Origin of the sequence: Alienimonas sp. DA493 (assembly GCF_043951915.1) — a bacterium.
GTDB lineage: Bacteria > Planctomycetota > Planctomycetia > Planctomycetales > Planctomycetaceae > Alienimonas.
Window position 1 is genome coordinate 1 of record NZ_JBINJD010000004.1, and the last position, 22,483, is coordinate 22,483.

Below are 22,483 nucleotides of genomic sequence, written 5' to 3' on the forward strand. Positions count from 1 at the left end.
CGCTTCGGCGTCTTGCCGATCGACTCCATCGCCTCCCAGAGCCACTTGGGCGAGAGCTTCACGCCGGACTTGGGCAGCACGGTGACGGTCTTCTTCTCCACGTCGCACTGGACTTTGGCGATGGCGTCCACGGGCTTCAGCTTTCCTTCAATCCGCTTCACGCAACCGCCGCACATCTCGCCGACGGTGATCACCGTCGCCGCGGAGGGGGCGTCGTTGGCGGGGGCGTCGGCCGCCGCCGTCGTCGGGGCCGCGGCCAGCAGGGCGGCGCAGCAGAGGGTCAAAGCCGCTTGGAGGGCGAACTTCATCGAGGAACTCCATTTCGGGAGGAAACAGGGGAGAACTCAGTCAGCGCGGCGCGGTCGCGGCGTCGTCAGCCCGATGCGGGCGACAGCCCGCAGAGATGACGGCGACCGACGGCGGGCCGACCGAAGCGAGAGCCGGCCTCAGGGGAGAGCCGGCAAGGCAAGAGAAGGGGAGCGGATCACGCCCTCACACGGGCGAATCGCAACGCTCCCCGGGCGCTAGTTCAGCAGCGAGGCCAGCGCAATCCGCAGCGCGGCGCCGGCCGTCCGCCTCGGTCGCCGCTCGGGCGCGAGACGGTCCGGAGCGGGGACCGCAGCCGGGGCGGCCGTCCTATCGTCGACGGCCGGTTCCAAACTGACGGCGTACAACGCGCCGTCGAGATCCGTCCCGTCCGGCAACACGGCGCCGCCGCAGATGCCCTGGCAGCCGCAGTCGTCGCTGGGCTGCGGGGCGTCGTCGCCGCAGTCGGCGGGGGGCGTGGGGCAGCACGGACAATGCGTCGCCTCGCCCTCCGCGTCGCCGCAGGCGCCCGCCGCACAGCGGAACGGGCACGCCAACAGGGCGAGCAGCGTGGCGGCGGCGACGAACGACCGGAACATGCAGTCCGACGAAGGGAGGAACGGCACCAAAAGGTTACGTCTTCGCAGCCGGCCCCGGCAAGGGCGAAGCGCCGCCCGGTCGGGCGGCGGAGTCCGCCCCGGCGCTTGATCAGATCCCGCAGAGGGAGACCGTCATCCCGAGGGCCGCGGCGGCGGCGGCCTTGGCGTGCAGCGCCTCGTTCGCGGCGGCCTCGTCCGCGGCGTAGGCGACCTGCACGTGGTTCGACCGGTGGCGGGCCATCATCTGGTCGCGGCTCACGCCGCGGAAGACCGCGTGCATGATCGGCCACTGCGGCGTGGTCGACTCCCAGCGGCGTTCCGTCTCCTCTCGCGGCAGGGCAACGGCGTCGGCCCGGCCGAGATCCATGTGCAGGCGGTCGTCCTCCACGAAGATCCGCGACCAGACCACCGGCCCCGGCTTCGACACGCCCCGCACCGTGCTGCCGCCGGAGGGGAAGTACATCGCCGGCTGACGGAAGCCCTCCGCCCCCGCCCAGCCGCCTTCGAAGTGGGCCGGCGGGGCGGCGCCGCTGATCTCCAACACCCACACCTCCTCCTCGACCGTCCCGCTGGCGTCGCGGTCCGACCACCGCAGGTCGTGCAACGTGTTCTCCGTCGGCTGACCCAGCGCCCGGTGCACCCGTTCGGTCAGCAAGCCGTCCAGGCCGGCGCACTCGTCCACCTCGTTGAAGTGCGTCAGCGGACGGCCCTCGTACAGAACCCGCGCTCCGTCCCGGCTGCGGACCGGCGGGCGGTCGCCGTTGTTCAGCATGCCCTCGACCAGATCGCTGGCGGGCAGCAAATCCTTGAGCCCCTGCTGGTACTGAATGCCGACGGCGTCGCAGCCGAAGTCGTCCGCGATCCGCACCGCGGCGACGTACATCCGGCACTGATCGCGGATCTGACCGTCCGTCAGGTCCTCGTCGTGGTTCGGGCCGGTGTGAAACGTCATGCCGCGGTCTTCGAGCCAGTCCCGCACGGCGTCGGCCTCGTCGTCCGGGACCTGCCGCGTCTCGTGGTACAGCGCCGACTGGCTGAGTCGTTCCTTGAAGACGCCGCAGGGCATGAGCAGATGGTCGGGGACGATCGCGTTGAACATCCCCATGCAGCCCTCGTCGAAGACGCCGAGGATCGCCTTGTCCCGCCGCAGATCCGCGGCGATCCGTTCGCCGATCACGCGGGCGCTCTCCGACGCCTCGCCCGGATCGAACGACCGCACGTGGGAGAGGTCGTGCTCGACCGGCCGGCCCTCCAGCCACGCCTTGAGCCGGGTGACGAACCAGTCGTCCTCGAACGTTTCGCTCCAGAGGGAATCGAACCCGACCCCGGCCTTCGCCAGGGAGCCGTTGAGGTTCAGCAACCCCACCAGCCCCGGCCACTGCCCGGACCAGTTGGCGACGGTGAGGATCGGCCCGCGGTGGGTCGTCAGACCGGCGAGGACGTGGTGCGAGTATTGCCAGACGGCCTCCGCCACGATCAGCGGGGCCTCCGGGTCGAGCGAGCGGAAGACCTCCATCCCTTCTTTCTGGGAGGCGATGAAGCCGTGCCCGCGCTCTTCAGAAACTTCGTGCCCGCGGTGGAGTTGACCGCCGCACCGCTCGACGGCCGTGCCCAGCGCCGCCTCCATCGCCCGCTGGGCCGGCCAGCAGACGCGGTTGGCGGACTCTCGCAGATCGCCGGAGGCGACGAGTTGCACGGGACGGGTCATGGCGAGGGCGGCTCTGGCGGGTTGACGGGAGTCGGGCGGCGGGCCTCACGAGGCCTTCCGGGCGCTGGTCGGGCCGAAGGTTTCGGCGAAGCGGCGGTAGTCGCGGTAGACGGCGTCGTAGGCCGTCGCGGCGGCCGGGTCCGGTTCGACGCGGGCGTCGGCGGGCACCGGGGCGGCCATCGCTTCGATCGTCTCGGCGACGGAGTCGAACCGGCCGGCCGCCACCATCCCGAGGATCGCCGCCCCCAGCGCCGGGGCCTGCCGGGCGGGGTGGGCTTCGATCGGCTCCCCCAGCACGTCGGCGTAGATCTGCACCAGGTCGCGGTTGTGGTGGGGCAGCCCGCCGGTCGCGATCAGCCGGTCGATCGGCACGCCGCCCTCGCGGAGCAGCTCCACGATCCACCGCAGCCCGCAGGCGGAGCCCTCCAGCAGCGCCCGATACAGGTGTCCCGGCCCCGTGTGCAAGGAGAGCCCGGAGAACGCCCCCCGCAGGGAGCCGTCCATGAGCGGCGTGCGGCATCCGTTCAGCCAGTCCAGGCACCGCACCCCCTCGGCCCCCGGCGGCAGCGCGGCCGCCGCGGCGGACATCGAGTCGAACGAGTCCCGGCCGAGCAGCGTCCGCAGCCAGTCGAAGGCGTCGCCGACGGCCGCCTGCCCGGTCTCGTAGCCGAACAGGTCCGGCAGGATGCCCCCCTCCACGACGCCGGCCAGTCCCGGAACGAAGCGTTCCTCCGTCGCGTTCAGCATGTGGCAACTGCTCGTGCCCATCACCATCACCAGCGCCCCGGGCCCGGCCGCCCCGACGCCGGGGACGGCCGCGTGGGCGTCGATCACCGCCGCCGAGACCGCGATCCCCGCCGGCAGCCCCAACGCCGCGGCCCGCTCCTCGGTGAGTCGTCCGGCGACCTGCCCCGGGGCGAGTTTGCGGCCTGGCAGTTTCGTTCGCACCGCCTCGGCAAGACCGGGGTGCACGGCGGCGAAGTAGTCGTCGCTCGGGTAGCCGTCCGTCGCCGACCACAGCGCCTTGTAGCCGGCCTGACAGGTGGACCGCGGCAGCTCCTCGGCCGGGCCGCCGACGAGCCGCCAGACGAACCAGTCGCCGCCTTCCAACCAGACCTCCGCCGCGGCGGCGACCTCCGGGTCGTCCTCGATCGCCTCCAACATCTTCGGCTGGAGCCATTCCAGCCCGATGATCCCGCCGTACCGCTTCAGGAACGGTTCGTCCCGCTCCACGGCGACGCGGTTCATGCGTGCGGTCTGCTCGACGGCGCCGTGGTGCTTCCACAGCTTCGGCCAGGCGTGCGGCCGGTCGGCGAAGCGGTCCCGTTCGCACAGCGGCGTGCCGTCGGCGTTCGTCGGCAGCATCGTGCAACTGGTGAAGTCCACGCCGATTCCGACCACCGCCCGCGGGTCGAGCTCCGCGTCGGCCAGCGCCGCCCGCACCGCGACCGCGGCGGCGTCCAGCCAGTCGCCGGGGCGTTGCAGGGCGAACCGCGGCGGCAGCGGGCGGTCCGAGCCCGGCAGCGAATGGAGGATCTGCCCGTGTTCGTAGGCCGCCACCGCGACGCCGCGTTCCCGGCCGTCGGCGTCCGCCAGCAGGGCCCGCACGGACTCCGTGCCGAAATCCAATCCGAGGGCGACGGCGGTCATTCGACCCACTCCCGATCGAGCCCCTCCAGAATCGCGGCGACTTTCGCCCGCTCCGGCGGGAGGAACTTGTTGAACGGCTCCGCCAACGCGTCGCCGCAGATTCCCCGCAGCGATAACGCGGACTTCATCGCCTTGATGTGGCGGGAGGCGTACTTGCCGATCTCGTACATCCGCCCGAGCCGTTCGACCTGCTCCTGCAAGCGGGCGACGGCTGCCTCATCCCCAGCGACGGCGGCCTCGTAAAGCCGGACGAACAGCTTCGGGAAGACGTTCGCCCCGCCGCAGACCCCGCCGTCGCTGCCGAGGCGGAGGGCCTCGACCAGCTTGCTCTCCGGGCCGATCAGCACGCTCCAGTCCGGCCGGACGCGGTTCTTCAGCTCGATCAGCCGGGCGAAGTAGTCGAGGTCCCCGCCGGAATCCTTCACGCCGACGACGGAATCCAACCCGGCGAGGGCCTCCAGCGTCTCGGTCTCGAAGACGACCTTCGTCAGCGAGGGCATGTTGTAGAGCATCACCGGCAGCGGGATCGCCGCGACGAGCCGTTCGACGTACTGCCGCAGTTCGGTCTGACCGGCCGGGAAGTAATACGGCGGGGCGAGGACGACCGCGTCCGCCCCGCAGTCGGCGGCGTGGCGGGCGAGGGCGACGGTCTCCTCCGCGGAGGTGTCCGTCACGCCGATCAGCACGGGCACGCGGCGCTCGCCGGCGGCGACGGCGTCGCAGGTCGCGGTCACGACCTCCCGTTGCAGCCGGTGGCTCAGCGACGGCCCCTCGCCGCTGCTGCCGAGGGCGAACACCCCGTGCACCCCGCCGGCGACGACGTGGGCGATCAGCCGGTCCAGACCGTCGCGGTCCAGTTCGTCCGGGCCGGCCGCGACGGAGGTCCGCGGCTCGGAGGACCGCAGCGGCGTGACCAGCGGCGGGACGAGGCCCTGAAGACGGGGGAAGCTCATGCGGGCGTCTCGGCAGCGGGGACGGGCGGCGAGCAGCGGCGGCCGAACGGCGGGACCCCCGCGAGGAAGCCCACCGCGAGGATCACGACCGTGCCGATCACCGCCGTCAGGTTCGGGTGCAGCGTGCTGCGGAAGTCGTCCAGGGCCGCCGGCCACAGCGGGGTCGGCGAGAGCGCCATCCAGGCGACGACCGGCAGCCCGCACAACACCGCGACCGCGGCACCGGCGGAGTTCGTGCGGCTCGCCATGCCCAGCAGGAACAGGCCGACGATCCCGCCGCTGAACACGCTCGCCAGCATCCACCAGACGTCGAGGGCGCTGTCGGTGAGGCGGATCAGCAGCAGGGCCATGCCGGTGCCCAGCGCCCCCCAGACGACCGTGGCCGTCCGCAGCGCCCGGACGGCGGCCTGATCGTCGGCGGCCGGATTGAAGAAGCGTTTGTAGTAGTCCTCGAGGATCAGCGTCGCGGAGGAGTTCAGGCTGGTCGAGACGGTGCTCATCGCCGCGGCGAAGACCGCGGCCACCAGCAGCCCCCGCAGGCCGGCGGGCATTTGGGTGACGATGAAATAGGGGAACACGCGGTCGCCGACGTCCGTGGCCGTCAGCTCCGCGGCGACGACCGGTTCGGACCCGGGGGGGAGGACCGCGTTCCGCTGCTCCGCGACGACCGCCCGCACCTCCGTCAGCGTCTCCGGCCGGGACTGGTAGAAGGCGAACAGCGTCGTCCCGATGAAAAAGAACAGGGCGCTCATCGGCACGTACAGCAGCCCGCCGAGCCAGAGGCTCTTTTTTGCGGCGGCGTCCGAGTCGGCGGCGATGTACCGCTGCACGTAGCTCTGATCGACGCCGAAGTTCTGCAGGTTGATGACCAGCCCGTACAGCAGGATCACCCAGACCGTCGGCGCCCCCCAGTCCGTCAGCGACCAGGAGCCGAGCGAGAACTTCTCCTCCGCCGCCGCCGCCTCCACGACCGTGCCGACCCCGCCGGGGATCAGCCACAGCATCGTCCCCAAACAGGCGACGGCCCCCACGGAGAGCACGATCGCCTGGATCGCGTCCGCCCAGATCACCGCCGCGATGCCGCCGACGAAGGAGTAGATCGTCACCGAGACCCCCGTGACGAGGATCAGCGTCGCCATGTCCCAGCCCAGCAACATCTGCATGGGCAGGGCCATGAGATACATCACGACCCCCATCCGGGCGATCTGCGTGAGCAGGTAGAAGACGCTCACGTAAATGCGGGCCCACAGCCCGAATCGTCGTTCCAGCGCCGCGTAGGCGGAGACCTCCGTGCTGGCCCGGTAGTACGGCACGAACCAGGTCACCGCGATCAGCGTCGCCAGCGGGATCGCCAGACTGAAGACGAACGGGTTCCAGTCGTCCGCAAAGCTTTTGCCCGGCAGCGCCAGGTAACTGATGCTGCTGAGGTAGGTGGCGAAGATCGACAGCCCGCACACCCAGCCCGGCAGCGACCGGTTGCCGGTGGTGAACCCCTCCGACGCCCCGCCCCGCCGGGCGAAGGCGAAGCCCAACGCCATCGTGGCCGTGAAGTAGAGGACCAGTACAGCCCAGTCGAACGCCGAGAACGTCCCGCTCATCCCAGTCCCCCGGCGAAAACGGCGTCACGCGATAATCGGCGGAGCGGGGGGCGGGCGAGCACGGATCGAAGATACCGAATCCCCCCACCGGCGGCGGTCGTGAACGCGTCGGCGGCGTGTCGGTTTGCGACAGGGCGGATTGCGGCGGGACCGCGGCCGCTCAGCGGCAGGCGGCCCGGAAGGCGGTCGGGCTCTGGCCGGAGCGATCGCGGAACACCTTGGCCAGCCGGCGGGCGTCGGCGAAGCCGCTGTGGGCGGCGACCGCGGCGACGTCCAGGTCGGTTTCCGCCAGCAGGGACCGGGCCCGCTCCACCCGCACCCGCAGGATCTCGGCGAGTACGGTCCGGCCCAGCTCCGCCCGGAACTCCCGTTCGAGTTGCCGCCGGGAGCGCCCCGCCGGCGCCGCGACCCGCCGGTGCACCTCCGCGGCGTTCAGGCCCCGGCAGGCCTCCTCCCGGATCAGCCTCACCGCCGCCCGCACGCCCGGGCTGCGGACGGCGGTCGCGTCGCTGGAACCGCGGGTCACGACCCGCGGCGGCGGCACCGCGACAGCCCGGTCCGGCGGGGTTCCCCCGGCAATCAGCGTCGCCAGCATCGCGGCGGCCCGACGGCCAACCTCGACCGACGGGTTCGCCACGCTGGACAGCGCCGGCCGGCACATCCGGCATTCGAACTCGTCGTCGTCCACCCCGAGCACGGCGATCTCCTCCGGCACGGCGAAGCCCAGCGACCGGCAGGCCTCGACCGCCTCCCGGGCCGGGCGGTCGTTAGAGGCGAACACCGCGGCCGGCCGCGGCAGCGCGGTCAGCCAGGCCCGCAAATCCCGTTCGACCACGTCCCACGGCCGGTCCGCCGGGGGTTGGGGCAGGTAGTCGAGGTGACAGGCGGAGACGTCGAACCCCGCCGCCCCCAACCGCCGGCGGAAGGCCTCCTCGCGGCTCAGCGAGAAGCCCGCCCAGGCGCTGCCGAGGTAGCCGAAGTGGCGGAAGCCGCGGTCGAGGAAGTGCTCCGCGGCCAGGCGCCCGACGGCCTCGTGGTCGGCCTCGACGAGCGGCCCCCGCCAGCCGCGGAGCGTCGAGGTGACGTTCACCGCCGGCACGCCGCCCCGCCGCAGGGCGGCGGCGACGGAGGCGTCCGTGAGGTGCGCCACCACTCCGTGCGGGCACCAGCGTCGCATCATCGGCAGCACGGCCGCGTCCGCCGGAGCCTGCCGCAACGACCAGCCCTCCGCCTCGGCGACCTCCTGCACCCCGGCGCACACGCCCCGACCGTAGCCCAACTCCTGCGGGACGAGCAGCGCCACCCGCACGTCCGCCCCCCGCGGCCTCACGGCCGATCCGCACCCGCGTCGGCGGCCGCGGCTTCGGGCCAGGGGGCGGCGCCGAGCACGGCGCCCGCGATCAGTTCGTCCGGGTCGAGGGTCACATGCTTCACCCGGCGGCGGTTCCAGGTGTAGGTGAGGTGCACCCGGCCGTCGCGGGTCTGAATCATCGCCGGGTAGGAGAACTCGCCGGCGTCCTCGCTCTCCACCGCGGCGACGGCCCGCCACTCGCGGCCGTCGTCGCTGACGGCGAGGTGCAGCTCGTTCCGCTTCCCCCAGCCGTCCTTGCGGTCGCCGCCGATGTGGTTGTAGAGCAGCAGATGCCGGCCGTCGGCGAGGGTGAGGGCTTCGACGCCGGAGTTGTTGTTCGGCAGGGAAGTCGGCTCCAGCTCCGTCCAGGTCCGGCCGCCGTCGCGGGAGGTCGCCTGCATGATGCGGTCGTGCTTCGAGCGGAACAGGGCCTGCAAAGCGCCGTCGTCGTGGGTCAGCAACGTCGGCTGGATCACCTGGAAAGGCTGGGTCTCCGGTTCGAACCGCTCCCAGGAGGAGCCGAGTTCCGGCCGGTCGAGATCGGTCAGACGCTCCATGTGGAACCGCCAATCGTCGCCGTGCTCCGTCGAGGAGGGGCAGAGCAGCGCCCCGTCCTCCAATAGGAGCGGTTTGCCGCGGACCGGGCCGTCGATGCCCGTCGGCAGCCGGCGGCGGTCGCGGAATGACCGCCCGGCGTCGTAGCTCACCATCACCTCGCCCCACCACTCCTGCGGGTTCGGGCCGACCTTGAAAAACAGCATCAGCGGACTGTCCCCCGGCGGCTGGAACAGCACCGGGTTCCAGGTCGGGTAGCGGAGATCAGCGTGCTGCACGCCGTCGGCCTGCTGCTTCGGGGAGGACCAGCCGCCGCCGTCGTGGTAGCTCGTCCAGATGCCGACGTCCGGGTTCTTCTCCCGCGTCCCGCCGAACCAGGCGGCGACCAGCCCGCGGGGCGTCTCCGAAATCGTGGAGGCGTGGCACTCCTTGAAGGGGGCCGTCTCGAACAGGAACTCCTCGGCGATCAGCCCCGGGAAGCGGGGCGGCTGCTTCTCGCGCGAGGCGCGGGCCTGCAGCGTCTCGGCGGGGTAGCTCACGCAGTCCTTATGATTGATGAAGTAGAGGCGGCCGTTCTCAGCCCCCACGACCAGGTCCGGCAGGCCGTCCCGGTCGAAGTCGCAGGCCGTCGGGCTGGAGGTGTGCCCGGCGACGTTCCGGTCGGCGAGGTTGCCGATCTTCTTGAGCACGACCTTCCCGCCGCGGTCCTCGCAGTTGCGGTACCAGGTGGCGTTCTCCGAGTTAACCAGCAGGTCGAGCCGGCCGTCGCCGTCCCAGTCGACCACGTCCAGCTTGACCCGCCCGCTGCGGCCGGAGGTCTGGGCGTTCAGGCGGAGCGGCTGATTGTCCTCGTCGACGAAGATCCGCGTCTCCTCCACGCCGCGGCGATGGCAGGTGAGGTAGCCCTCCTGATCGAGCAGCACCAGGTCGAGCCCGCCGTCCCCGTCCCAGTCGACGGCCACCGGGGTCGTCCGCCACTGGGTTTGCAGGTTCGCGGCCTTCCTTTTCCACCAGTAGAACTCCGGCGGCGCCTCCTTCGTCCAGAGGTTCAGCGGCCCCGCTTCAAAGCCGTCGTCGGTCCGCCGCAGCAGGGTGAGCTTCGGCCAGATGGAGTTGACGATCAGGTCGTCGCCGCCGTCGCCGTCCCAGTCGGCGACGGAGAGCGTGGTGTAGCCCCACTTCGCCTCCGCCGGCCCCTGAATGGAGCCGTTCGGCCCGGCTATCACGCGGAACGGCTCGCCGTCGACCTCGACCAGTTCCGGCCCGCTCCACTTCGTACCGGCCCCGTCCAGGTTCGTGAAGACGCCGATGTTGCCGGCGGTGTTGCCGCAGACGAGGTCCTCGTCGCCGTCGCCGTCCCAGTCGTGGGCGTAGGGAGTGACGAGGGCCCCGAACTTGAGCGTGTCGGCCTGCTGCTGGAAGTAGACGGGCTGGTCGAAGACGGGCGTCGCGGCGCCGTCGGGGGTGACGTTTTCGACCAGAGCCACGCGGCCGTCTTCGTCGCCGACGATCAGGTCGAGGTCGCCGTCGCCGTCCCAGTCGCAGGCGGTCGGCGTGATCATTTGCAGATGCATGACCAGCGGCCGGCCGTCCGCCCCCTCCAGCTTGAAGCCGGTGGCGTATCCCGGCTCCGCCCGGGTGCCGACGTTCTCGAACCAGGTGAAGCCGTCGAGGAACTCGCCGCAGATCAGGTCGAGATCGCCGTCGCCGTCGAAGTCGCCGAAGTTCGGGCTGGGCCAGCCGTAGACGTCGATCGGAGAGCCGGCCGCCTCGATCTTCCGCGGCGTGTCCGAATAGGTTCCGTCCACGTTTTCGATCAGGTAGACCCACCCGTGCAGCGGGCCGTTCCGCCAGCGGCCCTGGGCGTCGTAGGCCTGATCCCAGACGTAGTCGTCCCAGTCGCCGACGCCGACGACGAGATCCTGATCGCCGTCGCCCTCCCAGTCCACGTACCGCCACATGCGGGCGCGGGTGTTGCCGGGATGAAAGCGGGCGCGGTCGTAGATCCTGCGGCCGCCGTCCGCGACGCCCTTCGTCTTGAAGTCCGGGTATTCGAAGTTCTCCCGGAGCACCCGCGGCTCCCCGTCGACGTAACTCACCTGCACGTTGTGCCCGGTTCCTCCCAACCGGACGGCCGGCTTGAAGACGGGCAATTTAACGGAGGGGTCCTGCGTCGGATTCTCGAAGTAGTAGAGTCCGTTGGTCGGCTTGTCGGGGCCGGAGACGACGAGGTCCATATCCCCGTCGCCGTCGAAATCCATCGGCAGCGGCCAGGCCCACAGCCCGACGCCGAGGTCCACCTCCAGCCCGGGGTTGTTGTACTCCAGCGCCCGCAGCTTCCACGGCGGGTCGTCGGCCCGGCCGGACGTCGCGCAGCAGCCGGCGAGCAGGAGGAGGACGGCCGTTCTGGTCATGCAGGTCTATGGAGCTTGGCGTGAAGGCGGGGCGGCGGTTATTCGGCCGGTGGGGGCGGGGCGGAGTCCCGCAGCGGGTCGTCGATCGCCTCCAATGAGGCGAACAGTTTGCGGTGCAGCCGGGCGATCGCCTCACAGACCGCCGGGTGCGGGGAGTCGATCAGGTTCCGGGTCTCGCCGGGGTCGCGTTTCAGGTCGTAGAACTCGTCGCGGCCGGCGTTGTGAAAGTCCCGGATCAATTTGTACCGGGGCGTGCGGTAGCACCGCATCGTCGCCACGGCGTAATGCCGCATGCTGTACTCGCCGAAGAAGTCGTCGTCCCAGTCCTCCGGCGCTTCCCCCCGGAGCAGCGGCCCAAGGTCGCGGCCCCGCAGCGGCAGGTCCGCCGGCGGTTCGATCCCGGCGATCGCCAGCAGGGTGGGGAACAGGTCGAGGCCGCTGGCGGTCCGCTCGATCACCGTGCCCGGTTCGACCCGGCCCGGCCAGCGGACGATCGCCGGGACCTTGAGCGACAGGTCGTAGAGGTTCGGCCGGTACTTGTCGGAGATCACCCGCGTCCCCCGGTGCGTCGGCCCCGGCGGCTGGGTGCGGGTCGCCCAGAGGCCGTTTCCCTTATGCCAGATGCCGTTGTGGCCCATGTTGTAGCCGTGGTCCGAGGTGGAGATCACGACCGTGTCGTCGCTGAGGGCGAGTTCGTCGAGGGCGTCCAGCAGCCGCCCGAGGTTGCGGTCGACGCCGCTGACGCTCGCCAGATACTCTCGCAGGAAGCGGTCCATCTTCGCCTCGTCCAGATCCGCGAATTGCGGCAGCGGGATCGACGCGTCGGCGTAGGGCGCCCAGTCCTCCGGCGCCACCGGCAGCCAACGGGCGTGCGGAGCCCGCGTGTGCAGGCAGAGCAGGAACGGCGCCTCCTTGGTCGACGCCCGCTCTAGAAAGTCGATCGCTTCGTCGGTCAGGAGGTCCGCGGTCAGCCCCTCGAACCGGCGAACCTGCCCGTCCTTCTCCAGCCGCGGATCCACGGGCGATTCGCCGCCGCCGGTCAGCCCCGTAAATTCGTCGAATCCGTGCCGCGTCGGGTGGCGGCCCTCCTTGCCGGGCCGCGTCCAGTCGCCGAGGTGCCACTTGCCGACCAGCGCCGTCCGGTAGCCGTGCGCCTGAAACAGCTCCGCGAAGGTCGTGCTGGCGTCCGGGGGCAGAGCGGCCTCCTCGTCCGGGTCGAACAGTTTGTGGTCCGGGGCCGGGATGAAGTCGTGGATCCCGAACTCCGAGGCGTACCGCCAGGTCATCAGCGAGGCCCGAGCCGGGCTGCACACGGGGGTCTTGCAGAAAAAGTTGCGGAAGACGGCGCCTTCCCGGGCCAGGCGATCCATATGCGGCGTGCGGGCCGCGGGCACGTCGCGGTACTGGCCGTTCGTCACCGCGTGGCCGACCGCCCAAGGGGCCTGATCGTCGGTCACGATCAGCAGGACGTTCGGCCGCTCCGCCGCGGCCGGCGGACCCGCCGCGGCGAAAGCGACGGCCGTCAGGATGGCGAGGCGAAGCACGGGGGAGCGACTCTTCAAAGAACCGGTGAGCGAGCAGCGACGTTCAGTCCGCGGTGGAGTAGGCCGTCCGGTGAGGCTCCAGGTCCGCAAATTCCCCCAGCCGGCCGCGGAGACGGGCGACGGTCGCCGCCAGCGCCGGGTCGTCGACGCGGTTGGTCGTCTCGAGCGGGTCGCGGCGGTGGTCGTACAACTCCGCCGCGAGGGTTTCGCCGGAGTCGAAGTCCCGCCACTCCGTGTAGCGGAAGTCCTCGCTGCGGACCGAGTACCCCATCGCCTCCGGCGGCGTGGTCCCGGAGCGGTAGGTTGGCCGCGGGTTCTGCGTGAACGCGACGTCGTGCACCGTCGCCCCGGGATCTCCGAGCAACGGCCGCAGGCTGACGCCCTCAACGGTCGACGGCGGCTCCAGACCGGCCAGGTCGGCGAGCGTCGGGTAGAGGTCGAGCAGTTCGACCAACGCCCCGGTCCGCTGCCCGGCGGACTCGGACCCCGGCACGGAGATCATCAACGGCACACGGGCGTCCAGCTCGAAGTTCGAGGTCTTGCACCAGAGCGCGTGCTCGCCGGTGTGGAAGCCGTGGTCCGACCAGAACACGACGATCGTCTCCTCCCGCAGCCCGAGCCGGTCCAGTTCGTCCAGCACCTTGCCGATCTGGGCGTCCACGTACGAGATCGCCGCGTAATAGCCGTGGCGGAGCGTCCGCACCTCGTCGTCGGTGAGGCCGTCCGGGAAGTCCCGCAGCAGTTCGCGGCTGTCGTGCAGGGCGAGCGGCGGGACGCCCGCGGGCGGCGCCGGGTTCGCCGGCAGGTCGATCGCCGCGGGGTCGTACCGGTCCCAGTACTTCGCCGGGGCGTTGAAGGGCAGGTGCGGCTTCCAGAAGCCGACCGCCAGGAAGAAGGGCTCGTCCTTCAGCTCGTTCAGGCGTTCGACGGCCAGGTCGGCGATCTGCCCGTCCCAGTAGGCGTCGTCCGGGACCTCCCGCCGCTCGGCCCGCGGGATCGCGAGACTGTCGGCGGGGACCGGACCGTCCACCTGAGCCCGGTCGTTCCCGTGGCTGCCGTAGTGCAGGACCTGCGGCCGACTCCAGGAGACCGCGTCCCCCTCCCAATCGTCCTGCCGGAAGTTATGAAAGATCTTGCCGATCCCGTGAGCCGCGTACCCGTGGTGCTTGAACAACTGGGGCAGCGTGACGACGTCCGGGCGCCGCTGGCGGAAGTGCGTCGGCAGGTCGGTGAAGCCCAGCGAGTCGATCCGCATCCCCGTCAGCAGCGAAGCCCGCGACGGGTTGCAGAGGGCCTGCTGACAGTAGGCCCGCTCGAACAGCAGGCTGCGTTCGGCCAACGCGTCCAAGTTCGGTGACTGCACGACCGGCGAGCCGTAGCAGCCGAGTTCGACCCGCATGTCGTCCACGGCGATGAACAGCACGTTCGGCCGGTCCGCGGCCGCGCCGTCCGCCGCCGCCCCCGCCAGCAACGCCGCAACGAGCGCTCCGACGGCTCCGAGATCCCGCGTCTGCCCCGCCGGTCCGTCCCGGTCGCCGTTCGCCACGCTCACCGAGTTCGCCCTCAATCAACTTTGATGGATGTCCGGCGAGCCTAGCCGTCGTCCCTCGACCGCACAAACGCCGCCGTCGCCCCCTCGCAAGCGAGGGCGCCGACCGGAACGCTTGTGGCTCTGCTGATCCGACGACGACACGAAAAAACCCGCCCCGGCGGACCGGGGCGGGTCAGTGGAGGCGGGGGGAATCCGAGAGAATAGCCCCAAGTGCTGCAAATAAAGGATATTCCTCAGGTCGGACAAACTTGTGCCACCCGCTGTACCACCCACGGCGGGGGCCGCTCGTCCGGGTGGGTCTCCCGCCGGCAGTACTGAACGCCGCGGCGCATCCGGGAGGGCCACCAACGGCGTCGTCCCACTGCGGCACGACGGCGTGCAGGAGCCCAAACCGGTCGAAGCCCGAGGAGGCGATCGCGGTCGGTGCGGACGGCTTCGAAGGCCGGACGGGGCCGGAGCTCGACGAACCAGTGGACCCTTGGCGTCACCCCGCTCGACTGGGTACTCGCTCGACCCGGTGCCGAATCCGGTCGGCCATATGTCGTCGCCAGGCCGCAGCGACGGTCCTCGGGAGTGGTCGCTCGTCTGCGGATTGGTGATTGGATCGTGACGAGGACCTGGGACGGCGGGGCGAGGTTTCGCCTGATGTCAACGTCTGCGATCGTGCCTGCCGAAACGCCATGAACCAAGTCGCCCCAGAACAGCCAGTCGCCGAGAGAATGCAGAACGGCGACCAAATCTAGAGCAAATGGTCCCCCGGGCGGGTACAGAATCGCGACGCGGGGGGCGGGCCGGCGAACCCTGCGTCCGGGGGGCGGGCGGGGCGGATCCCCCGCCGACGGATCAACGGCGGTTGTCGCGTGTCCCCGGCGGCTTATCTTAGCCGCATGACGAACCCGCGGCCGACCCGACCCCCGGCGCCCGCCCTCGCCGCGGCGGCTTGCGGGCTGTGGGCGGCGTTGGCCGCCGCCGGGCCGGCCGACGGGGCGGCGCCGGCCGGCGGTCCGGCGGACGGCCGGGTGTCCTTCAACCGGGACGTCCGGCCGATCCTTTCGGACCGGTGCTTTTACTGCCATGGGTTCGACCCGGACCACCGCGAGGCCGACCTGCGGCTGGACCTGTTCGAGGAGGCGGAGTACGCCCTCTCCCCGGGGGCCCCGGAGTTCTCGGAGGTGCTGCGGCGGGTCGTCAGCGACGACGAGCGGGAAGTCATGCCCCCGCCGGACGCCCACAAGCCGCCGGTCACCGCCGAGGAGGCCGCACTGCTGCGGCGGTGGATCGAACAGGGGGCGGAGTACGAACCGCACTGGGCGTTCGTCGCCCCGCAGCGGCCGAGCGTCCCGGCGGGCTACGGCGGCAACGCGGTGGACGGGTTCGTCGGCCGCCGGTTGGACGAACGCGGGTTGACGTTCGCCCCGGAGGCCCCGCCGGCCCAACTGCTCCGCCGGGTCTCGCTCGACCTGACCGGCCTGCCGCCGACCGCCGACGAGATGCGGGCCTTCGAGCGGGACTACGCGGAACGCGGCGAGGCCGCCTACGTCGAGGCGGTGGACCGCCTGCTGGCCTCCCCGCATTACGGGGAGCGGATGGCGCTGGAGTGGCTGGACGTCGCCCGCTACGCCGATACGAACGGCTACCAGCAAGACCTTGTCCGCACCAATTGGCCGTGGCGGGACTGGGTCGTCGACGCGTTCAACGCGAACAAGCCGTTCGACGAATTCACGTCGAACAGCTGGCCGGCGACCTGCTGCCCGGCCCGGACGGGGCCGGCCCGACGACCGACCGGCTGGTGGCGACGGCCTTCAACCGGAACCACATGATCAACGGCGAGGGCGGGGCGATCCCCGAGGAGAACCTCGCCAAGTACGCGTTCGACCGGGTGGAGACGACCGGCACGGCGTTCCTCGGGCTCACCGTGGGGTGCGCCCAGTGTCACGATCACAAGTTCGATCCGGTCCGGCAGGCGGACTACTACGCCCTGATCGCCCTGTTCAACCAGGTCGGCGAGCCGGGCGGGGTGAACAAGCGCTGGCAGGGCCGCCCGTCCGACGGCGCCCGGCCCGAAAAGTACGGCATCGCGGGCCCGTACATCTCCCTCGCGACGGACGAGCAGGCCGCCGAGCTGAAACGGCTGCACGCCCGCGTGACCGCCGCGAGGCAGGCGTTGAACGCCGACAAGGACGGCCCCGACGGCTGGCACGCCGCGTTCAAGGCGTGGGTGACGGAGATGCGGGAGGACCAGGCCCTCGCCGAGGAGCGGCTGCCGAACGGGCAGGTCCGCCGGTACGTCGGGACCGCCCCGCTGGAGAACGTGAACAACTACACGACCGGCATCCTGCTCCGGGCGTACTTCAAGACCCGGCCGGAACTGCACGACCGGCGGCGGGCGATCGACGCCGCCGAAGCCGACGAGTCCGCCTACCAAGCGAACGTCCCGCTGGTCATGGTGATGCGGGACGATCGCCCGAAGGACACCTTCATCCTCGAGCGGGGCAACTACCAGACCCCCGGCGAGAAGGTCGAGCCGGGCGTCCCCGGGTTCCTCCCGCCGCTGCCCGACGGCGTGAAGGCGGACCGGCTGGCGTTCGCCCGCTGGCTGGTGGGCGGGGAGAACCCGCTGACCGCCCGGGTGACGGTCAACCGGTACTGGCAGACGCTGTTCGGCGTCGGACTGGTCAAGACCCCGGACGACTTCGGCCTGCAGGGGGCCTGGCCGACCCACCCGGACCTGCTCGACTGGTTGGCCGTCGAGTTCGTCGAGAGCGGGTGGGACGTGAAGGCGCTGCTGAGGTCGATCGTGCTCAGCCGCACCTACCGACAGACGTCCGAGGTCGCCGCCGCCCGCGTCGCCGCCGACCCGTCCGGGGAGCTGTACTCGCGGGGCCCGCGGGGCCGGCTGGACTCGCGGCTGATCCGCGACCAGGCGCTGGCGCTGTCCGGGCTGCTGGTCCCCGCGGTCGGCGGGCCGCCGGTCAAGCCGTACCAGCCGCCGGGGGTGTGGTCGGAGATGAGCCTCGGGAAGAACGTCTACGAGGTCGGCCGCGGGGACGACCTGTACCGCCGGAGCCTGTACACGTTCTGGCGGCGGGTGGCGGGGCCCACGAGCTTCTTCGACGTGCCGGCCCGGCAGGTGTGTGCGGTCGCCCCGCAGCGGACGAACACGCCCCTGCACGCCCTCACGCTGCTGAACGACCCGACCTACGTGGAGGCCGCCCGCCGGTGGGCCGGCCGGCTGCTCGCCGGTCTCGACGCGGGGACCTACGGGGACGACCGGGCCGCCCTCGGCGAAGCCTTCTTCGCCGCCACCGGCCGCCGGGCCGGGGGCCGCGATTCGGACGTGCTGGCCGGCGCCCTGGCGGAGGCGAAGGCCCGCTACGCCGCCGACCCCGAGGCCGCGGCGGACCTGCTGGCCGTGGGCGAGTCGTCCGCCGCCGGGGGGGACGCGGCGACGGAGGCGGCGTGGGCGCGGGTGTGCCTAATGATCCTGAACCTCGACGAGGCGATCTCGAAGCCGTGACGCTCCCGCCCCTCACCGAAGACGCCGCGTTCGCCCTGAACCGCCGCCGCTTCCTCGGCTCCTCCGCCGGGCTGTCGCTGGGGCTGCCGGCGGTCGCGTCGCTGCTGGGCGCGGGGACCGCCGGGGCCGCCGAGACCGGGGCCGGGTCGCTTCCGCACTTCGCCCCGTCGGCGAAGCGGGTGATCTACCTGCTCCAATCCGGCGGGCCGAGCCACGTCGACCTGTTCGACGACAAGCCGACGCTCCGCAAGAGGCGGGGCGAGGAGATGCCCGAGAGCGTGCTCGGCGGCCTCCGCCAGACGACGATGACGGCCGGCCAAAAGAGCAAGCCGTGCCTGCCGGCCGCCTGGGGCGGGAGCCGCCGGGGCGAGAGCGGGATGTGGGTGTCGGACCTGTTGCCGCACACCGCGGCGATCGCCGACGACCTGTGCTTCGTCCGCAGTCTGCACGGGGAGCAGATCAACCACGCGCCGGCGGTAGCGCACGTGCTGACCGGCCACAACCTGCCGGGCCGCCCGAGCATCGGGGCCTGGCTGACCTACGGCCTCGGGAGCGCCGCCGAGGACCTGCCGGCGTTCGTCGTGATGACGTCCAAGGACCGCGAGAACACCTGCGGCCAGCTGTTCTACGACTACTACTGGGGCTCGGGGTTCCTGCCGGGCAAGTATCAGGGCGTCCCGTTCCGCGGGGCCGGGGACCCGGTCCTGTATCTCTCCAACCCGGCCGGCGTGACGCGGTCGGACCGGCGGGCGATGCTGGACCGGCTGGGCGAATTGAACGCCCTCGCCCACGACCGCTATCACGATCCGGAGACGCTCACCCGCGTCTCTCAGTACGAGATGGCCTTCAAGATGCAGGCCAGCGTCCCGGACCTGGTGGACTTTTCCGACGAGCCGCAGCACGTGCTCGACCTGTACGGTCCGGACGTCTCCCGAAAGGGCAGCTACGCCTACAACTGCCTGATGGCCCGCCGGTTGGCGGAGCGGGGCACGCGCTATATTCAGCTCATGCACGCCGGCTGGGACCAGCACGGCAACCTGCCGACGCAGCTCCCCATCCAGTGCCGGGACACCGACCGGCCCTCCGCCGGCCTCGTGACGGACCTGAAGAACCGGGGGCTGTTGGAGGACACGCTGGTCATCTGGGGCGGGGAGTTCGGGCGGACCCCGTTCGTCCAAGGAGACATCGCCAACAAGACCGCCCACGGCCGGGACCACCACCCGCGGGCGTTCACGATGTGGCTGGCCGGGGGGGGCGTGAAGCCGGGGTGCGTGTACGGCCGCAGCGACGAGTTCGCGTTCCACGTCGCGGAGGACCCGGTCCACGTCCGCGACCTGCAGGCGACGCTGCTGCACCTGTGCGGCATCGACCACGCGCGGTTCACCTACCGGCATCAGGGCCTGGACTTCAAGCTGACCGGCGTGGAGGAGGCGCGGGTGGTCGACGGCATCCTCGCCTGACCGGCCGGGACGACCGACCCGTCCTCGCCGGGCGGCGACCGGAGACGCCGGGCGCTGGCGGACCGGCTCGCCGACGGCCATCACCCGCTGACCGCCCGGGTCGCGACGAACCACCTTTGGCAGACATCCTGGGGCCGCGGGTTAGTCGATGCGCCCGGAAACTTCGGCGTGCAGCGCCCCGAACCCCGGCACGCCGCCCTGCTGGACTGGCGGCCGACTACGTCCGCGGCGGGTGGGCTATGGAGGCCCCGGTCCGCCTGATCGTGACGAACCGGGCCGACCGGCAGTCGTCGGACGCCCCGCAGGCGAAGCGGGTGAGCTCCCTCTTCCAGACCGGCGCCCGTCGCAGGTCGACCTGCTCGATGACGGACCGGAGCTGAGGGAATTGGACGACCGCGACCCGCCGGCGTCTTCCGGCGACCGGCCCCCATTTTCATATTCTGCGATTCTGATGGGTAACCTCGGCCGCGACCCCGCTATCCCCTCACGCCCGATCCCGCCCAGAACCGCGGCCCCGGGGCGGTCCGCCGCCCGCTTTCCTCGAAATAGACTCGGCATGCCCCGCAGGTTTCTCCCCATCGTGACCGCGGCGCTCTTCGCCGCACTGTCGGTCGCGCCCGGCGTGCGGGTTCGCGCGGCGGGGGGGGCGGCGGATCGGCCGGGCGGGGCCACCTTCGAGGCGTTCGCGGAAACCCACTGCGCGGACTGCCACAGCGGGGCGTTCGCGGAGGCGGACTTCCGGCTGGACGACCTCTCCGGCGACCTCCACGACCCCGCCGCCGCGGCGGCTTGGGCGAAGGCGCTGGGGCGGGTCGAGCGGGGCGAGATGCCGCCGGCCGACTACGGGGCGCCGCCCGAGGACGAGACGGCCGCCGCCGTCGCCTCGCTGCGGGCCGGGCTGACCGCCGCCGACGGCCGCCGGCGAGACCTGTACGGTCGGGCCGGCCTGCGGCGGCTCAGCCGGGCGGAGTTCGCCAACAGCCTCAAGGACCTGCTCCACCAGCCGGAGCTGGACTTGGCGGGGATGCTCCCCCCGGACGGGCGGGAGGCCGGGTTCGCCAAGAGCGCCGCGGCGCTGGACTTCTCTCACGTCACCGTCAGCCAGTACCTGGACGTGGCCGACTTCGCCCTGCGGGAGGCGCTGGCGGACTCCGCCGAGCCGGCCCCGCGGCGGGCCGTCCGGGCGGAGCTGAAAAGCGTGAAGGGCCTGGACGCGGTCCCGACGTTCAGGATCCAGATGAAACACACCTCCGCGATCCCGCTGGTGGGCACGGAGATCGACCCCACGCTGGAGACCTACCGCGGCGACTTCAAGACCCGCACCCCCGGCTACATTAAAGACCCGGCCCCGCATTTCGACGGGCTGGTCACGTTCATGAACCACCGGCACAACCACGGGGTCGCGTTCAAGCCGTTCAAGGTCCCGCAGGACGGGGAGTACGTGCTTCGGGTTCACGGGTGGGGCGTGTACAACGATTACGGCGTGCTGAAGCCGGGCGAACGGACCGAGACGGTCGCGTTCTACGAGCCGACCGGCCGGCTGCTGGGCCGCTGCGACCTGCCGCCCGACGTCCCCACCACCGCCGAGTGCCGCGTCCGCCTGCGGGCCGGGGTGCCGATCGAGTTCCTGGCGGTGTCGATCCCCAACGGCGACGGGCGGCAGTTCGACAAGAAGGACGACCCGGTCTGGCAAAAGTTCGCCCGGCACGGGCTGGCGTTGCAGTGGTTCGAGTTGGAGGGCCCGCTCCCGCCGGAGGGAAGCGGCCTGAGCGAAGCCCCCTGGCCGCCGGCGGGTCACCGGGCGCTGTTGGGGGATCTGCCGCTCGAACCGGTCGCCGCGGACGCCGGCGGCAACGGCGGTCGGAAGAAGAACGAGCCGGCGGTCGACCCGGTCAGCGGGCTGCCGTACCGTGTCGCGACCGACGACCCGGAGGCGGACGCGGACCGGCTGCTGACGGCTTTCGCCGACCGCGCCCTCCGCCGCCCGCCGACCGCCGAAGACCTCGCCGTCCCCCGCGCCCAGATTGCCGCCGCGTTGGCGGACGGTCAGCCGTTCGTGGAGGCGATGCTCGCCGGGTACCGGGCGTTGCTGACGAGCCCGGCGTTCCTGCTGCGGTCCGAGGAGCCGGGGCCGCTGGACGGCCACGCGGTGGCGTCGCGGTTGTCCTTCTTCCTCTGGGACGGCCCGCCGGACGCGGAACTGAAGGCCGCGGCCGAGAGCGGGGACCTGCTGACCGACGCCGGCCTCCGCCGCCAGACCGACCGGCTGCTGAACGACCCGCGGGCGGAGCGGTTCGTGACCCACTTTCTGGACGACTGGCTGGCCCTGTCGGACATCCGCCTGACGGAGCCGGACGAGAACCTCTACCCGGAGCACACCGCGTTGCTGACCGAGTCGATGGTCGAGGAGACCCGGGCCTTCTTCGCCGCCATGATCGCGGACGACCTGGGGGTGAGCCACGTGTACGACTCGGACTTCCTCACGATCAATCAACGGTTGGCGGAGGCCTACGGGATCGGCGGGGTGCGGGGCTCGCAGATCCGCCGCGTGCCGATCCCGTCGGACCACGTGCGGGGCGGGCTGCTGACCCAGGGGAGCCTGTTGAAGGTGACGGCGAACGGCACGACCACCTCCCCGGTGGTGCGGGGGGTGTTCGTGATGGACCGGCTGCTGGGCGACCCGCCGCCCCCGCCCCCGCCGAACGTGCCGGCGATTGAGCCGGACCTGTCCGGGGCGACGACCGTGCGGGAACTGCTCGACGCCCACCGGGCGGACCCGGCCTGCGCGGGCTGCCACCGGAAGATCGACCCGCCGGGCTTCGCGCTGGAGAGCTTCGACGTGACGGGCGGCTACCGCGACCGCTACCGCGTTCTGCGGGAGGACGCCGACCGCCTGCGGAAGCGGGGCAAACTGCCGTACGCCGAAGGGCCGGCGGTGGAGAGCTTCGGCGACCTGCCCGGGGCCGGGCCGTTTGAGGACGTCAACGGGTTCCGCGACCGGCTGCGGGGGATGGACCGGCAGATCGCCGCCAACCTGCTGCGGCGGCTCGTGCTGTACGCCACCGGCGGGCCGGTCTCCTTCGCCGACGAGGCGGAGTTCGCGGCGCTCCTCGACGAACTGGAACCGGGCGGGTTCGGGACCCGCTCCATGATTCACGCCGTGGTGCGGAGCGAGATGTTCCGCCGCAAGTAGATCCCCGGTCCGCCCGACCCCGCCGCAGTTCGCTCAGGGGGCTGACGCCCCCCCTCGCCTTCGCCCCCCGCTCGCCCCCTCAA

Annotated in this window: 15 protein-coding genes; 5 read left to right on the plus strand and 10 right to left on the minus strand. The window is 71.7% G+C overall.

Annotated elements, in window-relative coordinates; translation table 11 throughout:
* From ACG2DA_RS01050 to ACG2DA_RS01095, 10 genes are all read right to left on the minus strand, one after another.
* A partial coding sequence (locus ACG2DA_RS01050; RefSeq protein WP_395253600.1) for a heavy-metal-associated domain-containing protein occupies positions 1–308 on the minus strand: 308 nt, incomplete at its 3' end.
* A gap of 216 nt (positions 309–524) precedes the next feature.
* Positions 525–905 (minus strand): hypothetical protein, encoded by a 381-nt coding sequence (locus tag ACG2DA_RS01055; RefSeq protein ID WP_395253601.1) that lies wholly within the window; start codon positions 903–905, stop codon positions 525–527.
* A 109-nt stretch (positions 906–1,014) separates the two neighbouring features.
* On the minus strand, positions 1,015–2,613 hold the full coding sequence (locus ACG2DA_RS01060) for a fucose isomerase (RefSeq protein WP_395253602.1): 1,599 nt from the start codon (positions 2,611–2,613) through the stop codon (positions 1,015–1,017).
* A 45-nt stretch (positions 2,614–2,658) separates the two neighbouring features.
* Entirely contained in the window at positions 2,659–4,263 is a 1,605-nt protein-coding gene (locus tag ACG2DA_RS01065; protein WP_395253603.1) for a ribulokinase, read from the minus strand.
* Positions 4,260–5,216: a dihydrodipicolinate synthase family protein gene (locus ACG2DA_RS01070; protein ID WP_395253604.1), complete on the minus strand. Its 957-nt coding sequence runs from the start codon at positions 5,214–5,216 to the stop codon at positions 4,260–4,262. Before ACG2DA_RS01070 ends, ACG2DA_RS01065 begins: the two co-directional genes overlap by 4 nt.
* Positions 5,213–6,814, minus strand: coding sequence for a sodium:solute symporter (locus ACG2DA_RS01075; RefSeq protein ID WP_395253605.1), 1,602 nt, complete (start codon positions 6,812–6,814; stop codon positions 5,213–5,215). The genes ACG2DA_RS01070 and ACG2DA_RS01075 overlap by 4 nt, the downstream gene beginning before the upstream one ends.
* Before the next feature lie 160 nt (positions 6,815–6,974).
* Positions 6,975–8,117 (minus strand): substrate-binding domain-containing protein, encoded by a 1,143-nt coding sequence (locus ACG2DA_RS01080; protein WP_395253606.1) that lies wholly within the window; start codon positions 8,115–8,117, stop codon positions 6,975–6,977.
* Positions 8,118–8,140: 23 nt separating this feature from the next.
* On the minus strand, positions 8,141–11,134 hold the full coding sequence (locus tag ACG2DA_RS01085; RefSeq protein WP_395253607.1) for an exo-alpha-sialidase: 2,994 nt from the start codon (positions 11,132–11,134) through the stop codon (positions 8,141–8,143).
* A gap of 38 nt (positions 11,135–11,172) precedes the next feature.
* Positions 11,173–12,678, minus strand: coding sequence for a sulfatase (locus ACG2DA_RS01090; RefSeq protein ID WP_395253608.1), 1,506 nt, complete (start codon positions 12,676–12,678; stop codon positions 11,173–11,175).
* A gap of 43 nt (positions 12,679–12,721) precedes the next feature.
* On the minus strand, positions 12,722–14,230 hold the full coding sequence (locus ACG2DA_RS01095) for a sulfatase (RefSeq protein ID WP_395253609.1): 1,509 nt from the start codon (positions 14,228–14,230) through the stop codon (positions 12,722–12,724).
* 1,060 nt (positions 14,231–15,290) lie between these two features.
* Here ACG2DA_RS01095 and ACG2DA_RS01100 point away from each other — a divergent pair.
* From ACG2DA_RS01100 to ACG2DA_RS01120, 5 genes are all read left to right on the plus strand, one after another.
* Positions 15,291–17,747 carry a DUF1553 domain-containing protein gene (locus tag ACG2DA_RS01100; protein ID WP_395253610.1) on the plus strand — a complete coding sequence of 819 codons (2,457 nt, stop codon included), beginning with the start codon at positions 15,291–15,293 and terminating at the stop codon, positions 17,745–17,747.
* Complete coding sequence (locus tag ACG2DA_RS01105; protein WP_395253611.1) at positions 17,744–19,207, plus strand: DUF1501 domain-containing protein; 1,464 nt, start codon at positions 17,744–17,746, stop codon at positions 19,205–19,207. The genes ACG2DA_RS01100 and ACG2DA_RS01105 overlap by 4 nt, the downstream gene beginning before the upstream one ends.
* A gap of 54 nt (positions 19,208–19,261) precedes the next feature.
* Positions 19,262–19,468 (plus strand): DUF1553 domain-containing protein, encoded by a 207-nt coding sequence (locus tag ACG2DA_RS01110; protein WP_395253645.1) that lies wholly within the window; start codon positions 19,262–19,264, stop codon positions 19,466–19,468.
* Positions 19,447–19,587: a hypothetical protein gene (locus ACG2DA_RS01115; protein ID WP_395253612.1), complete on the plus strand. Its 141-nt coding sequence runs from the start codon at positions 19,447–19,449 to the stop codon at positions 19,585–19,587. Before ACG2DA_RS01110 ends, ACG2DA_RS01115 begins: the two co-directional genes overlap by 22 nt.
* A gap of 176 nt (positions 19,588–19,763) precedes the next feature.
* Positions 19,764–22,400 carry a DUF1592 domain-containing protein gene (locus ACG2DA_RS01120; protein WP_395253613.1) on the plus strand — a complete coding sequence of 879 codons (2,637 nt, stop codon included), beginning with the start codon at positions 19,764–19,766 and terminating at the stop codon, positions 22,398–22,400.
* Positions 22,401–22,483: the final 83 nt, after the last annotated feature.